Genomic DNA, 15,269 nt, shown 5'->3' with positions numbered 1-15,269 from the left:
GACGCACGCCACAATCGGCACGTGGTCCGATAATCTCCTTGCGGAGGCGACGAGTTGTCGGGCCGTTCGGGCGGCAGCGCGTCACTTGTAACCGAGGAGTGATGTGTTCGGAACAGGCCTGCCGGTACCGTCCCGCGATATGGACAACCAGGGCGGGATCACGGTTCAGCGGGCTTTGGAGCTGCCGGGGCTGCGCAGCGGTCTCCCCGAGGTGGTGGCCTGCGCCGACCGCCTGGGCCGCACCGTCCGCTGGGTGCACGCGGGCGAGGTGCCGAACATCGCCTCCCTCCTCAAGGGCGGCGAGCTGCTGCTGACCACGGGACTCGGCCTCGGCACCCGTCCCGCCGAGCAGCGCGCCTTCGTACGCCGCCTCGCGGACCGCCAGATCGCCGCGCTGGTGGTCGAGTTGGGCCCGCGCTTCACCCGCCTGCCGGCGACGATCGTGGAGACCGCGCGCACGTCGGGGCTGCCGCTGGTCCAGCTCCACCGGGAGGTCCCCTTCGTCACCGTGACGGAGGAGGTCCACACCGAGATCGTCAACCACCACTACGCGCTGCTCCAGCGGGCCGAGGAGGTCCACCGGCGGTGCACCGAGGCCCTGTTGGGCGGTGGCGGCATCCCGCAGGTGCTGCGGATCCTGGCCGACTTCACGGGGAACCCGGTCTTCCTGGAGACCCCCGACGGGCAGTTGCTGTACGCGGCGGGGAGCTCGGCCGGGGACGCGGGCGCGGACCCGCTCCAGGTCTGGGAGGGCCTGCGGGGCCAGCGCGAGAGCGAGCCCTCGGCGAACACGGTGGTGATCGACGTACCGGGTGGGGGCCACGGCACGGGCTCGGTACGGGCCCGGGTCGTCCTGGTCGGGGTCTCGGGCCCCCTGCTCCCGGTCCACCGGATGGCGGCGGAGCGCACGGCGGGGGTCCTGGCCGTGGTCCTCATGCAGGCGCGCCAGGAGGAGGAGCTCGCGGCGCGCGGTCGCGGCGACTTCCTGACGGACCTGGCGGAGGGCCGCATCTCGGCGCAGGACGCTCCCGCCCAGGCCCGCGTCCTGGGCTTCAAGCCGGGGGCGGGTCCGCTGCTGCCGATCGTGATGCGGCTGTCCTCGGAGACGAGCCCGTCGGGGAACTGGGCCGTCCTGGCCCGCGCGGTCCTGGAGGAGCTGTCCTCCGTCGGCGTGCCGGTCCTGCTGGGCGTCCGGCCGGTGGAGGGGCGCGTCCCGCTCCTGGTGTCGCTGCGCGCCGAGTCGGAGCGTACGGCGGTGGCCGACCGCGTCTCGGCGGCGCTGCGGGCGGGGGTGGAACGGGCCGGCCTGGACCGGGCCGCGGCCCCGCCGGCGGTGGTCGTCGGCGTCGCGGGCGGCTGGGCGGCCGCCTCGGCGGGCCTGCGCCACGCCGCGGAGACGGCCACGGCGGCCCACGGCCTGCCGGCCCGCCCCTGGTACGACGCGCGGAAGCTGGACATCGACCTGCTGCTGTGGCGGCTGCGCGAACACCCGGACCTCGCGGCCTTCGTGGACCGGGCGATCGGCCCGCTGCGCACCCACGACACGACCTCGCGCCCGCCGCTGCTGCCCACCCTGGAGACGTACCTGGCCCACGCGGGCCGCAAGGCGGAGACCGCCCGCGAGCTGCACCTGAACCGCCAGACCCTCTACAACCGCCTGGCCCGCATCTCCGAACTCCTGGGCACGGACCTGGACGACCCCGAAACGGTGCTCTCCCTCAGCCTGGCCCTGCGCGCCCGCCGCCACACCTCTTCCTGAGGCGGGGTGCGGGGGCCGGGTCCAGGTCCGGGGCCGGGTCGGTCACCGCCGGACCCGCTCCCGCTCCATCAGCTCGTCGTAGACGGACAGGACCTGCGCGACGGTGTCGTCCTCCGACGGCCAGGTCGCGGCCTGCGCCCGCCCGGCCCCGGCCAGCGCGGCCCGCCGCCCGGGGTCCGCCAGCAGGCCGGTCACGGCCGAGGCGAGGGCGGCCCCGTCCCCCGGCGGGACCAGCACCGCGGCCTCCCCCACCAGCTCGGGCACGCCCCCCACCGCCGTCGCCACCAACGGGACCCCTGCCCGCAGCGCCTCCTGCGCCGGCAGCGCCCGGGCCGCCCACCGGCTCGGCAGCACCGCCACGTCCGCCGCCGCCAGCAGCCGCGCCGCGTCCCGGCGCCGCCCGAGCAGCCGCACCGGCAGGTCCTCCGCTTCGATCCGCCGGGACAGTTCGGCCCGCAGCGGCCCCTCCCCCGCGATGACCAGCAGCGGGGCGGGGTCCAGCGTCCGCCACTCCCGCGCCGCGTCGAGCAGTTCGGCGTACCCGCGGTGCTCCACCAGGCTGCCGACGGCGATCAGCAGGGGCCGCTCCACCACGCCGAGTTCCGCCCGCACCTTGCCCGGGTCGGCCACCGGCGAGCCCGTCGGCACGGCGACCGGCGCCAGCCGCGCGTCGCGCGCGCCCCGCAGCCGCGCGAGGTCCACCTGGTCCGAGGAGGCCCCGAGCACCACCGCCGCGGCCCGCGCCACGTGGCGTTCCAGCATCCGGCTCAGCCGCCCGAGCGCGCCCCCGGCCGCGGGGCCGTCGCCGTGCCAGCTCACCACCAGCGGCACCCGTCGCCCCCGCACGGCGAGCGCGGCCCGCATCCCGGCCCGTACCCCGTGCGCGTGCACGACGTCGGCCGTGGCGCAGGCGGCCCGCAGGACGTTCACCGCGTCGGGTGCGAACCTCGCCCCGGCGCCGGTGAAGTCGTACTCCCCCTCCGCCCGGACGGGTGCGCACACCGTGACCCGTACCCCGCGCGCGGCGAGCCCCATCGCGAGGGACCGTACGTGCGCGCTGCTGCCCGCGCCCGCACGGTCGTCGAGCACCTGGACGGTGCGCAGCGGGGGCCACCCGTAGGGCTGGGCGGGGGCGGGCGGGGTGACCGGGGAGCTGCTCACGGGCCGAAGCTCCAGGGTGAGGGAGTCAGAGACGTCGCCAAGAATGCCAGTCCGCACGCGCGTTCCGGGACCATACGGGTGCGGATCCGGTGGAGGATCTCACCGGACACCCCTCAGCCTCACCCACACGGGCTAGGGATGTCCGGCCGGATGACGCCGGGCCGGGTGGCGGCGGCGGTGTCTCCGCGTCGCCGGTGCCTACGCGTCGGCGCGCGCCGCGGCCAGCAGTTCCTCGGCGTGCGCGCGCGCCGAGACCGAGTCCTCGTGTCCCGCCAGCATGCGCGACAGCTCGCGGATGCGGGCCTCGCCCTCCAGGACGGTGACACCGCTCCTGGTCACCGACCCGTCGTTGGTCTTCTCGACCAGCAACTGCCGGTCGGCGAAGGCGGCCACCTGCGGCAGGTGCGTGACGACCACGACCTGCGCCGACTTGGCGAGCTTCGCGAGGCGCCGGCCCACTTCGACCGCCGCCTTGCCGCCGACTCCCGCGTCCACCTCGTCGAAGAGGTACGTGGGGACGGGGTCGGAGCCCGCGAAGACGACCTCCACGGCCAGCATGACCCGGGACAGCTCACCGCCCGAGGCGCCCTTGGCGATCGGCCGCGGCTGGGCCCCGGGGTGCGGGGCCAGCAGCAGCTCGACCTCGTCGGCGCCCGAGGGGCCGTAGGCGACCGTGCGGCCGTCGACCTCCACGCCCTCGGGGTCCTCGGTCTGCCGGATGTCGATCGTCACGCGGGCGTGCGGCATCGCCAGCGACGCCAGCTCCTCGGTGACCGCGGCGGCGAACCGGGTCGCCGCCTCCATCCGGGCGTCGGTCAACGCCTGGGCCAGCTGCGAGAGTTCGGCCCGCAGCCCGTCGCGCTCGGCGGTCAGCTCCGTGATCCGCTCGTCGTCGCCGTCCAGCTCCAGCAGCCGCGCCGAGCCCTGTTCGGCCCACTCCAGCACGGCGTCCACGGTGCCCTCGGAGCCGTACTTGCGCGTCAGCTGCGTCAGGGCCGCCCGCCGCTCCTCCACCGCGGCCAGCCGCAGCGGATCGGCGTCCAGGTCGTCGGCGTAGCCCGCCAGCTCCCCGGCCACGTCGGTGAGCAGGATGCCCAGTTCCCCGATCCGCTCGGCGAGCGCGCCGAGCGCCGGGTCGTGCGACCGTACGGATTCCAGGGCCCGGTGGGCGCCCGCGACGAGCATGTTCGCGTCGATGGCCTCCGGGTCCTCGGGGTTGCCCGCGAGCGCGGCGTGGGCGAGCTGCGCCGCCGAGGCGAGCGCTTCGGCGTGGCCGAGCCGCTCCGCCTCCGCCGCCAGCTCGACGTCCTCGCCGGCCACCGGCTCCACGGCCGCGATCTCGTCCAGTCCGAAGCGCAGCAGGTCCGCCTCCTGGGCCCGCTCCCGGGCCCGGGTGGTGATCTCCTCCAGCTCGACGGCGACCGCGCGGAGCCTGCGGTAGGCCGAGCCGTACTTCTCCAGCGGAACCGCGACGGCGTCCCCGGCGTACCGGTCGAGGGCCTGGCGCTGCCGGGCGGGCCGCAGCAGGCCCTGCTGGTCGGTCTGCCCGTGGACGGCGACCAGGTCGTCCGCGAGCTCGGCGAGCAGGCCGACGGGCACGGAGCGGCCGCCGACATGGGCGCGCGAGCGACCCTCGGCGGACACGGTCCGGCTGATCAGCAGGGCGCCGTCGTCGAGCTCGGCCCCGGCCTCCTCGGCGCGTACGGCGGCGGGGGCGTCGGGGCGCATGACGATGCGGCCCTCGACCACGGCCGCCTTGGCCCCGATCCGTACCAGGGCGGGGTCGGCGCGGCCGCCGAGCAGCAGCCCGAGGCTGGTGACGACCATCGTCTTGCCCGCGCCGGTCTCGCCGGTCACCGCGGTGAAACCGGGCGACAGCTCGACCACCGCGTCGTCGATGACCCCGAGCGACCGTATCCGCATCTCCTCAAGCACGGGACGACGATACCGAGGTTTCACGGGTGCCATGTGACGTCACCCGCCGGGAGCTCTCCGAACGGACGTGCTATTTACGCACAAGGGGACATCTCTCAGTGCGGTGCGCCACGCCACCCGGACACCGGCAGCGCGAACTTGGCGACGAGCCGGTCCGTGAAGGACGCGTGGTGCAGCCGGGCGAGCCGCACCGGCACCGCCCCGCGGCGGACCTCCACGCGGGCCCCGGCCGGCAGCTCCAGCATCCGTCGGCCGTCGCACCACAGGACCCCGTGCGGGGTACCGGTCTGCACCTCGACCGCCAGCACCGACGTGGGCGAGGTCACCAGCGGCTTCGCGAACAGGGCGTGCGCACTGATCGGCACCATCAGCAGCGCCTCCACCTCCGGCCAGACCACCGGGCCGCCCGCCGAGAAGGCGTACGCCGTCGATCCCGTCGGAGTCGCGCAGACGATCCCGTCGCAGCCGAAGCCGGACACCGGGCGCCCGTCGATCTCCAGGACCACCTCCAGCATCCGCTCCGGGGACACCTTCTGGACCGCGGCCTCGTTCAGCGCCCAGTCCCGGTGGACCACGTCCCCGTTGGTCCGCACGATCACGTCGAGGGTCATCCGCTCCTCGACCTCGTACGCGCGCGTCACCACCCGGTCCACGACCCGGTCCAGGTCGTCCCGCTCGGCCTCGGCGAGGAACCCCACCCGGCCCAGGTTGACGCCCAGCATCGGCACCCCCGAGGCGCGCGCGAACTCCGCGCCCCGCAGCAGGGTCCCGTCCCCGCCCAGCACGATCAGCAGCTCACAGCCGTCGAGCACGCCCGGGGTGGACTCGGTGACGAGCTCCACCTCGGACGGCAGCGGCAGGTCCACCGCCTCGTGCGCGAAGACGCGTACGCCCAGCCCGCACCGCAGCAGGCCCTTCACGACCAGCTCGGCGCTGCGGATGGCCGCGGGCCGCCCGGTGTGCGCGAGCAGGAAGACCGTGCGCCCCTCCCCCGAAACCGCCGAAACCGCCGAACCCTCTGATTCCGATGAAACCGATGAATCTGTCACTGCGGCCCCTCCGCCACTGCACGGTCAACATCCGCCGGGTCGAGTTCCGGTGCCCCCGCCCGCAGCCACAGAAAGTACTCGACGTTGCCCGACGGCCCCGGCAGCGGACTCGCGGTCACCCCGAGGACGCCCAGCCCCAGCTTCGCGGCCTGCGCCGCGACCTCGCGCACGACCTGCGCCCGCAGCTCCGGGCTGCGCACCACGCCGCCGCTGCCCAGCCGGTCCTTGCCGACCTCGAACTGCGGCTTGACCATCAGCACCAGGTCCGCGTCGGGCGCGCAGCACCGTACGAGCGCGGGCAGCACCAGCCCGATGGAGATGAAGGAGAGGTCACCGACGACGAGGTCGACCGGGACCCCGTCGATCAGCTCCACCGTCAGCTCGCGCACGTTCGTGCGGTCCTTGACCGTGACCCGGTCGTCGCTCTGCAGCGACCAGGCGAGCTGCCCGTAGCCGACGTCGACGGCGACGACGTGGGCCACGCCCGCGCGCAGCAGCACATCGGTGAAGCCGCCGGTCGAGGCGCCGGCGTCCAGCGCCCGGCGGCCCTCGACGCGCAGCCCCTGCGGCTGGAAGGCGGCCAGCGCACCGGCGAGCTTGTGGCCGCCGCGCGAGACGTAGTCCGGGTCGCTGTCGTCCTTCAGCACCACCAGGGCCGCACTGGTCTCCACCTGGGTGGCCGCCTTGGTCGCGGTGGTTCCGCCCACGGTCACCCGGCCCGCGGCGATCAGCTGCGCGGCGTGCTCGCGCGAGCGGGCCATGCTGCGGCGTACCAGTTCGGCGTCCAGGCGGCGGCGTGCCACTCCTGCCACGTTCGGTTCAGCTCCTGTTTTCGTACGGACCAGGGACGGGCGGTGCGTCCAGCGCGGTCAGCGCTTCGCGCAGCCCCCTGTGGACATCCTCGTACACCTCGACGTGTCCGTCCGCCGCGAGGTGGTCCGCGTCCGCCAGCCGCGCCAGGTGCGCGTCCACTCCGGCGTGGCCGGTGGGCGTGCGTACGAGGCCCAGCGCCAGGGGCCCGGCGGGCCCGGGCGGGGTCTCGGCAGCTTCGTCGGTCATGCCCTGACGCTACCCCGTAGCGCCCGACGACCACGCACGGCTCTGCGGTACGGTCGTGATCACGATGGCTACGATCCAGGAGTGCCGCGACGCACTCGACACCCTCTCCGGCAACCTCGCGCGGGCCGAGGGCGGCGTACGCGGCGCGGCCGCGCTCGACCGCTCCCTGAGCTGCCACATCACGGACCTCGACCAGACCTTCACGGGCCGCCTCGCGGAAGGCCGCATCCGGGTGGACGCCCTCGCCCCGGGCCCACCGGCCACGAAGGCCGAGATCCGTCTCGCGATGACCGGCGACGACCTGCTGGCCCTGGTGGCGGGCGACCTCAAGTTCGCCAAGGCCTGGGCCTCGGGCCGAGTAAAACTGGAAGCCGGCCTCCGCGACCTCCTCCGCCTGAAAAGCCTCCTGTAGCCCAATCCGGCCCCGCCGGCGTTTGAGGCGCGGGGGTCCGGGGGCAGCGCCCCCGGCACCCGACGGCCCGGCCCCGCCCGCTACCGAGCCCGAGCCACGGCTCGGGCCCCCCGCGCCCCCGGCACGACCAACGGCGTCCCGGTCTCCGGATCGGAGATCACCCGGCACCGCAGCCCGAACACCCGCTCCACCAGCTCCGCCGTCACCACCTCCCCCGGCGGCCCCTCCGCCACGACCTTCCCGTCCCGCATCGCGATCAGGTGCGTCGCGTAGCGCGCCGCGTGGTTCAGGTCGTGCAGCACCGCCACCAGCGTCCGCCCCTGCTCCTCGTGCAGCTCGGCGCACAGGTCCAGCACATCGATCTGGTGCTGGATGTCCAGGTACGTCGTCGGCTCGTCGAGCAGCAGCAGCGGCGTCTGCTGCGCCAGCGCCATCGCGATCCACACGCGCTGGCGCTGCCCGCCCGACAGCTCGTCCACGGCCCGGTCGGCGAGCTCCGCGACCCCGGTCGCGGCCATCGACTCCTGCACGACGAGCTCGTCCTGCGCCGACCACTGCCGCAGCAGCCCCTGGTGCGGGTACCGGCCGCGCGAGACGAGGTCCGCCACCGTGATGCCGTCCGGCGCGATCGAGGACTGCGGGAGCAGGCCCAGCGTCCGGGCGACCGTCTTCGCCGGCATCGAACCGATCGCCGCCCCGTCCAGCAGCACCCGCCCCACCGTCGGCTTCAGCATCCGCGACAGGGCCCGCAGCAGGGTGGACTTGCCGCAGGCGTTGGGGCCGACGATCACCGTGAAGGAGTGGTCGGGGATCTCCACCGACAGGTTTTCGGCGATGACCCGCTGGTCGTAGCCGAGGGTCACGTTCTCCGCGGTCAGCCGCTGCACTCGCGTGCTCCTCACGTTCCTGTGTGTCGCAGTCATATACGTCCCGCCTTGCGCTCGGTGACGAGCAGCCAGAGCAGGTAGACGCCGCCGACGAGCCCGGTCACCACGCCCACCGGCAGCTGGTCGGCGCCGAAGGCGCGCTGTGAGGCCCAGTCGGAGGCCAGCAGCAGCACCGCGCCCATGAGGGCCGCGGTCAGCAGGTTCCCGCCGGGCGAGCGGGTCAGCCGCCGCGCCAGCTGCGGCGCGGCCAGCGCGACGAAGCTGATGGGCCCGGCCGCGGCGCTCGCCGCGGTGGTGAGCAGGGTCGCCGCCAGCATCAGCAGCAGCCGCGTCCGCTCCACCCGCACTCCGAGGGCGTACGCGGCGTCGTCGCCCATCTCCATCATCCGAAGCGCCCGCCCCTGCCCGAGGATCAGCGGGAAGAGCACGGCGCAGAGCGCGAGCAGCGGCCACACCTGCGCCCAGTCCCGGCCGGCCAGCGAACCGGTCAGCCAGACCATCGCGCGGGTGGCGTCCACCACCTGGGCCTTGGTGAGCAGGTACTGGATGGCCGCGATGAGCATGGCGGAGGCGCCGATGCCGACGAGCACCAGCCGGTAGCCCTGGATGCCCTTCTTGTACGCGAGCAGGTAGACGGCGGCTCCGGTCAGCAGGCCGCCGAGCAGCGCGCCCCCGGCCACCGCGGTCGCGCCCCCGTGGAAGACGATGATCACGACGAGCGCGCCGACCGCCGAGCCGTAGCCGAAGCCCAGCAGGTCCGGGGAGCCGAGCGGATTGCGGGAGACGGACTGGAAGACCGATCCGGCCATGCCGAGGGCGGCGCCGACGAGCAGGGCGACCAGCACCCGCGGCAGCCGCAGGTCGTTGACGATGAAGTCGTGGGCCGGGGTGCCGTTGCCCAGCAGGGTCTGCACGACGTCCCACGGCGCGATCGGGAAGTCCCCCGTGCCGATGAGCAGGACGGCCAGCGCGAGCGCCACCACGGCGAGGAGCGCCCCGACGAGCAGCGCGCGCCGCTCGACGCGCAGCGAGATCCCGCCGGGGAGGGCCAGCCGGCGGGTGCGGGCGGTCGCGGTCACAGCTGGGCCATCCTCTTGCGCCGAACCAGGTAGATGAACACGGGCCCGCCGATGAGCGCGGTGACGATGCCGACCTGGAGTTCGGCGGGCCGGGTGACGACCCGGCCGACGACGTCGGCGCCGAGCAGCAGCACGGGCGAGAGCACGGCCGAGTACGCGAGCACCCAGCGCATGTCGGGCCCGGTGAAGGCCCGTACCAGGTGCGGGATCATCAGCCCGATGAAGACGATCGGCCCGCACGCGGCGGTCGCCGCGCCGCACAGCAGGGTGATGGCGAGCATCGCGGCGATCCGGGTCCGCGTCAGGTGCGCGCCGAGCGCCCGGGCCGTGTCGTCGCCCAGGGACATCGCGTTCAGCGACCGGCCCAGCGACAGCGCGAGCACCGCGCCGACCAGCAGGAAGGGGGCGACCTGCCGGACGGTGTCCATGTTCGCCGAGGCCAGCGAACCCACCGTCCAGAAGCGGAGCTTGTCGAGGGCCTTGCTGTCCAGGAGCTGGACGGCGTTGATGTAGCCGACCAGGGCCGCGCTGGCCGCCGTACCGGCGAGCGCGAGGCGTACGGGCGTCGCGCTGCGGCTGCCGCCGAGCACGTACACGGCGACCGAGACGACGGCGGCGCCGAGGAAGGCCCACCACACGAACGCGCTCAGCGAACGCGCGCCGAAGAAGCTGATGGCGGAGACCACGGCGGCCGCGGCGCCCGCGTTGACGCCGAGGATCCCCGGCTCCGCGAGCGGGTTGCGGGTCAGCGCCTGCATCACCGCGCCGGACAGTCCGAGGCCCAGGCCGACCATCAGGCCGAGGAGGGTGCGTGGGACCCGCAGGTCGCGCACCACCACGTCGGAGGGGGTTCCCGTGTAGTGGAACAGGCCGTGCCAGACCTCGCCCAGGGGCATCTGCCGGGCGCCCACGGCGATGCTCACGACCGCGATCGACGCCAGGACGGCGAGGGCCGCGAGCAGCCCGGCGACGCGCGGGGCTCGCCGGCGCGGGCGGGCGCTCGGCCCGGCTTCGGATTCAGGGGGACTCTCGACCAACACGCGAGTTAGGTTAGCCTACCCTGAACCCGGTGCAGCCTCCGCGGTCCTGCCCAGTGCCGCCTGCGCGGTTCTAGCCGGCCCGGCCTTCGCGGCCCCTACAGCCCCAGCCTGGCCAGCGCCTTCGCCGCGTCCGCCGTGCACACCCCGTCCCCGGCGGCCGTCCACGCCGCCGCACACAGGGCCCGCAGCCCGTCCATCGGATCCCCGTCCTCCCCGCGCAACTGCAGCGCGCCCCCGTCCGGCGCCACCGCCGTCCACCCGCCGCACCGGAAACCGTCCCCGTCCGCCTCCACCGCCGGCTGACCCGTCAGCAGCCCCCGCAGGTCCCGGTCCACATAGGTCGGACGGTGCCGGGGCTCGGCCCGCACCAGCTGCTCCGCGTCCGTCACCCCCGTCAGCACCAGCAGCGAGTCCACGTCCCCGTTGAAGGCGCCCTCGATGTCCGTGTCCAGGCGGTCCCCGACCACCAGCGGCCGCCGCGCCCCCGTCCGCAGCACCGTCTCCCGGTGCATCGGGGGCAGCGGCTTGCCCGCCACCTGGGGCTCCGCGCCCGTGGCGATCCGTACGACCTCCACCGCGGCCCCGTTGCCCGGCGCGATCCCCCGCGCCCCCGGAATCGTCAGGTCCGTGTTCGACGCGAACCACGGCACCCCACGGTTGATCGCGTACGAGGCCTCCGCGAACCGCCCCCAGGCCAGCTCGGGCCCGCCGTACCCCTGGACGACCGCCGCCAGATCCTCCTCGTCGGCGGACTCCACCGGCACCAGCCCGCGTTCGCGCAGCGCGACCCGCAGCCCCTCCCCGCCGATCACCAGCACCTTCGAGCCCGGCTCCACCTGATCCGAGATCAGCCGGGCCACCGCCTGCGCCGAGGTGATCACCTCGCCCGCCTCGGTCGGGACGCCCAGCTCGCTCAGGTGCTCCGCGACGGCGTCCGGGGTCCGCAGCGCGTTGTTGGTGACGTACGCGAGGTGCATCCCGTCGGCCCGGGCCGCGGCCAGGGAGTCGACTGCGTGCGCGATGGCCTCACCGCCCGCGTACACCACCCCGTCCAGGTCCAGCAGGGCCGTGTCGTACGCCTGGTGCAGACTCCGCTCGCTCGCCGCGGGAGTGGTCCTGCTCTGCCGGGTCATCCTGTCCGCTCCTCCGGGGGGGGTGCCTCCCCGCCGTGGCCGGGGGGAGATCGATCTTGTCCTAATTCCATACTGCCCCGATCATCCCGCATGGCGAGACGCGATTTACCATGCACCAATGACCACACCTGGCACCGCGGACCACGGCCTGCGCCTGATCCCCTTCCACGGCCTGCGCTATGTCCCGGAGCGTGTCGGCAGCCTCGCCGCCGTCACCTCGCCGCCGTACGACGTGGTCGTGCGCCCCGACGGAGTCGACCACCTCGAATCCGCCGACCCGCACAACATCGTCCGCCTGATCCTCCCGCAGGCCGGCACCCCGGCCGCGCGCAACGAACAGGCCGCGCGCACCCTGCAGGACTGGCTCTCCCAGGGCATCCTCAGCGCCGACCCCGAGCCCGCGCTCTACGTGTACGAACAGCGCAGGGCCGGTCTGCTCCAGCGCGGGGTCATCGGCGCCCTCGCCCTGTCCGCCGCCGAGGAGGGCATCGTCCTGCCCCACGAGGACGTCATGCCGGACGTGGTGACCGACCGGGCCGGCCTGATGCGCGCCACCTCCGCCAATCTCGAACCCCTCCTCCTCACCTACCGCGGCGACGAGTCCGCCACGGGCGCGGCGCAGATCGTGGAGAGGACGGCGCAGCGCGCGCCCCTCCTGTCGACCACCACCGAGGACGGCTTCCAGCACCGCCTGTGGGCCATCACGGATCCGGCCGAGCTCGCCGCGCTGACGGCGGATCTCAGCCACCGCCAGGCCCTCATCGCCGACGGCCACCACCGCTGGGCGACGTACCTGCGCCTCCAGGAGGAGCACGGCTCCCCCACCGCCTGGGACTTCGGCCTGGTCCTGCTCGTGGACACCGCCCGCTACCCGCTCCAGGTCCGAGCCATCCACCGGATGCTGCGCCGCCTCCCGGTCGCGGACGCGCTCGCCGCCCTCGAAGGCCACTGGCGGATCCGCCCGGTCGACGGGCCGCTCCCGCTGGCCCTGGAGGCCCTGGCCGACGCCTCGGAACGGGGCAACGCCTTCCTCCTCACCGGCGACGGCACCTTCCACCTGGTCACCGACCCCGACCTGGCCCTCCTCGACCGCACGGTCCGCCACGACCGCCCCGAGGCCTGGCGCCGGCTCGACGCCACCGTCCTGCACGCGACCCTGCTCGACGCCCTCTGGAACATCCCGGACACCCCGGACCAGATCACGTACATCCACGACGCCGCATCCACCGTGGCCATGGCCGAACGGCACGGCGGCACCGCGGTCCTGCTGCACCCCGTACGGGAGGAAGTCGTCCGGGACCTGGCCCGCCAGGGCGTCACCATGCCCCGCAAGTCCACCTCCTTCGGCCCCAAACCGGCCACCGGCCTGGTCCTGCGCGGCCTCACCTGAGCGCCTGCGGACATGAAGAAGGGCGGTACCCCGGCCGGGGTACCGCCCTTCTTCATGTCACGCTGCCTCAGGCCTTGTCGCGGCCCGAGTCCCGCTCGTCGTCCTCGACGTCGGCGCCGGCGCCGGCCGCGGACTGCTCCAGCGGCTCGTACTCCTCGTCGTCCTCGTCGTAGTACTCGGCGACGTCGGAGGCACGCTCGGCCGCGGCGACCTCCGCGTCGTCCTCGTCCTCGTCGTCGTCCTCGTCGTCCAGGTCGGCGTCGTCGACCAGGTCGACGTCGTCCGCCAGGTCGACACCGGCGTCAGCGGCGTCGACGAACTCGACACCGTCGAGCTCGGCGAGGCGGTCGGAGGCGTCGGTCGCCCCGTCCTTGTCCGCTTCGAGGGTCTTGCCGAACCACTCGCGCGCCTCGTCCTCACGGCCGGCCGCCAGCAGGGCGTCGGCGTAGGCGTACCGCAGACGCGCGGTCCACGGCTGGACGCTGTTGGAGGCCAGCTCCGGGCTCTGCAGGGTCACGATGGCCGCTTCGAGCTGCCCCTGGTCGCGCCGGGCACCGGCCGCGACGAGACGCATCTCGACCTGGCCGGCCTTGTCCAGCTTCTGCACCTCGGGCTCACCGGCCATGGCCAGGGCCCGCTCCGGACGGCCGAGGCCGCGCTCGCAGTCGGCCATGACGGGCCACAGCTCGACGGAGCCGGTCATGCGCTTGGCGGCGCGGAACTCCGCGAGCGCCTCGCTGTACTTCTGGTTGGCGTACGCGGCGAAACCGGCGGCCTCACGGACGGCGGCGACGCGGGAGGCCAGGCGCAGGGCGATGCGGGAGTACGCGTACGCCTGCTCCGGGTCCTCGTCGATCAGCCGCGCGACCATGACCAGGTTCTTGGAGACCTCTTCGGCCAGGCCCTTGGGCAGGCTCAGCAGCTCCTGACGCACGTCGGCGTCGATCTCGAGGCCGGTGACGTCGTCGTCGATCGGAAGCCGCTTGACCGGGTCGCGGTCGCGGTCCGCGCGGAAGTCGCGGTCGCCGCCACGGTCATCGCGGCCACGGTAGCCACCACGGTCACCACCGCGGTCGTCACGGCCACCACGGAACCCGCCACGGTCACCACCGCGGTCGTCGCGACGCGGGTAGGACGGGCGGTCGCCGCCACGGTCGTCACGACCGCCACGGAACCCACCACGGTCGTCATCACGACGGGGGTACGACGGACGGTCGCCGCCACGGTCGTCACGACGCGGGAAGCTGGGACGGTCGTTGTCCCGGCGGAAGCCGCCACCGGAGGGACGGTCCCCCCCGCGGTCATCGCGACGCGGGTACGACGGACGGTCACCGCCACGGTCGTCACGACCGCCACGGAACCCACCACGGTCGTCATCACGACGCGGGTACGACGGACGGTCGCCCCCACGGTCGTCACGACGCGGGAAGCTCGGACGGTCGCCACCGCGGTCATCGCGGCGGAAGCCACCACCGGAGGGACGGTCCCCACCGCGGTCATCGCGACGCGGGTAGGACGGACGGTCGCCGCCACGGTCGTCACGGCGCGGGAAGCTGGGACGGTCGTTGTCCCGGCGGAAGCCGCCACCGGAGGGACGGTCGCCACCGCGGTCATCGCGACGCGGGTACGAGGGGCGGTCGCCACCGCGGTCGTCACGACCGCCACGGAACCCACCACGCTCGTCATCACGACGGGGGTACGACGGACGGTCCCCACCCCGGTCATCACGACGCGGGAAGCTCGGGCGGTCCCCACCCCGGTCGTCACGACGCGGGAAGCTGGGACGGTCGCCACCGCGGTCGTCGCGACGGAAGCCGCCACCGCCGCCACCGCCACCGGTGGGGCGACCACCGCGGTCGTCGTCACGGCGGGGGTACGAGGGGCGGTCGCCACCGCGGTCGTCACGGCGGAAGCCGCCGCCACCGCCGGCGCCGGCGGGACGCCCGCCGCGGTCGTCGCGACGGAAACCGCCGCCTCCGCCACCGGTCGGGCGACCACCACGGTCGTCACGACGGAACGGGGGACGGTCGCCACCACGGTCGCTACCACGGTCGTCACGACGGAAGCCGCCCCTGTCACCGCCGTCGTTGCGCCGAGGCTCGCGCTCCGGACGATCGTCGGGAGAGTTGGACATGGGTGTGACTCCTGTCTTCGGGGTACCGCTAGTCATTCTCGCGCAACCAACCCATGGCCGCGCTTCGGCGTAAAGAGGGGAAACAAAAAAGGACCCTTGGTCCAGCGTTGAACGCTGGACCAAGGGTCCTTTGAAAGATTGTTCGGCGGCGTCCTACTCTCCCACAGGGTCCCCCCTGCAGTACCATCGGCGCTGAAAGGCTTAGCTTCCGGGTTCGGAATGTAACCGGGC

General features: G+C 74.2%; 13 protein-coding genes, 1 rRNA gene and 1 pseudogene. 3 read left to right on the top strand and 12 right to left on the bottom strand.

Going from position 1 to position 15,269, the window contains the following annotated elements; genetic code table 11:
- Window positions 1–139: 139 nt before the first annotated feature.
- Entirely contained in the window at window positions 140–1,759 is a 1,620-nt protein-coding gene (locus ACF059_RS21775) for a PucR family transcriptional regulator (RefSeq protein ID WP_392059600.1), read from the top strand.
- 42 nt (window positions 1,760–1,801) lie between these two features.
- Here ACF059_RS21775 and ACF059_RS21770 read toward each other — a convergent pair whose 3' ends face one another.
- From ACF059_RS21770 to ACF059_RS21750, 5 genes are all read right to left on the bottom strand, one after another.
- Complete coding sequence (locus ACF059_RS21770) at window positions 1,802–2,920, bottom strand: glycosyltransferase family 4 protein (RefSeq protein ID WP_392059598.1); 1,119 nt, start codon at window positions 2,918–2,920, stop codon at window positions 1,802–1,804.
- Window positions 2,921–3,118: 198 nt separating this feature from the next.
- Window positions 3,119–4,843, bottom strand: coding sequence for a DNA repair protein RecN (recN, locus tag ACF059_RS21765; RefSeq protein ID WP_392060318.1), 1,725 nt, complete (start codon window positions 4,841–4,843; stop codon window positions 3,119–3,121).
- Between the two features lie 107 nt (window positions 4,844–4,950).
- Complete coding sequence (locus tag ACF059_RS21760) at window positions 4,951–5,904, bottom strand: NAD kinase (RefSeq protein ID WP_392059595.1); 954 nt, start codon at window positions 5,902–5,904, stop codon at window positions 4,951–4,953.
- The gene (locus tag ACF059_RS21755; RefSeq protein ID WP_361948260.1) at window positions 5,901–6,716 is read right to left on the bottom strand and encodes a TlyA family RNA methyltransferase; all 816 of its coding nucleotides are present in this window, start codon (window positions 6,714–6,716) and stop codon (window positions 5,901–5,903) included. Before ACF059_RS21755 ends, ACF059_RS21760 begins: the two co-directional genes overlap by 4 nt.
- Before the next feature lie 7 nt (window positions 6,717–6,723).
- Entirely contained in the window at window positions 6,724–6,963 is a 240-nt protein-coding gene (locus tag ACF059_RS21750) for a hypothetical protein (RefSeq protein ID WP_366867314.1), read from the bottom strand.
- A 64-nt stretch (window positions 6,964–7,027) separates the two neighbouring features.
- Here ACF059_RS21750 and ACF059_RS21745 point away from each other — a divergent pair, with 64 nt between their 5' ends.
- Window positions 7,028–7,375: an alkyl sulfatase C-terminal domain-containing protein gene (locus ACF059_RS21745; protein ID WP_392059590.1), complete on the top strand. Its 348-nt coding sequence runs from the start codon at window positions 7,028–7,030 to the stop codon at window positions 7,373–7,375.
- Between the two features lie 80 nt (window positions 7,376–7,455).
- Here the strand turns inward: ACF059_RS21745 and ACF059_RS21740 are convergent, their stop codons facing one another.
- The 4 genes from ACF059_RS21740 to ACF059_RS21725 all read right to left on the bottom strand — a co-directional run bounded on the left by ACF059_RS21740 (window position 7,456) and on the right by ACF059_RS21725 (window position 11,514).
- On the bottom strand, window positions 7,456–8,298 hold the full coding sequence (locus ACF059_RS21740; RefSeq protein WP_392059588.1) for an ABC transporter ATP-binding protein: 843 nt from the start codon (window positions 8,296–8,298) through the stop codon (window positions 7,456–7,458).
- Window positions 8,295–9,341, bottom strand: coding sequence for a FecCD family ABC transporter permease (locus tag ACF059_RS21735; protein ID WP_392059585.1), 1,047 nt, complete (start codon window positions 9,339–9,341; stop codon window positions 8,295–8,297). The genes ACF059_RS21740 and ACF059_RS21735 overlap by 4 nt, the downstream gene beginning before the upstream one ends.
- Window positions 9,338–10,381 (bottom strand): FecCD family ABC transporter permease, encoded by a 1,044-nt coding sequence (locus ACF059_RS21730; protein WP_392059583.1) that lies wholly within the window; start codon window positions 10,379–10,381, stop codon window positions 9,338–9,340. Before ACF059_RS21730 ends, ACF059_RS21735 begins: the two co-directional genes overlap by 4 nt.
- A gap of 95 nt (window positions 10,382–10,476) precedes the next feature.
- Window positions 10,477–11,514 (bottom strand): HAD-IIA family hydrolase, encoded by a 1,038-nt coding sequence (locus tag ACF059_RS21725; protein WP_392059580.1) that lies wholly within the window; start codon window positions 11,512–11,514, stop codon window positions 10,477–10,479.
- Window positions 11,515–11,632: 118 nt separating this feature from the next.
- Here ACF059_RS21725 and ACF059_RS21720 point away from each other — a divergent pair, with 118 nt between their 5' ends.
- Window positions 11,633–12,904: a DUF1015 domain-containing protein gene (locus ACF059_RS21720; RefSeq protein WP_392059577.1), complete on the top strand. Its 1,272-nt coding sequence runs from the start codon at window positions 11,633–11,635 to the stop codon at window positions 12,902–12,904.
- 67 nt (window positions 12,905–12,971) lie between these two features.
- Here the strand turns inward: ACF059_RS21720 and ACF059_RS21715 are convergent, their stop codons facing one another.
- From ACF059_RS21715 to rrf, 3 genes and pseudogenes are all read right to left on the bottom strand, one after another.
- Window positions 12,972–13,838, bottom strand: coding sequence for a hypothetical protein (locus ACF059_RS21715; RefSeq protein WP_392060315.1), 867 nt, complete (start codon window positions 13,836–13,838; stop codon window positions 12,972–12,974).
- A gap of 363 nt (window positions 13,839–14,201) precedes the next feature.
- Window positions 14,202–15,161: pseudogene (locus ACF059_RS21710) on the bottom strand (hypothetical protein); the annotation flags it as partial.
- 17 nt (window positions 15,162–15,178) lie between these two features.
- Window positions 15,179–15,269: ribosomal RNA gene (rrf, locus tag ACF059_RS21705) — 5S ribosomal RNA — on the bottom strand; the annotation flags it as partial.

Source organism: Streptomyces sp. NPDC016562, assembly GCF_043076955.1.
Lineage (GTDB): Bacteria > Actinomycetota > Actinomycetes > Streptomycetales > Streptomycetaceae > Streptomyces.
This window is presented reverse-complemented; position numbering and strand designations above follow the sequence as displayed.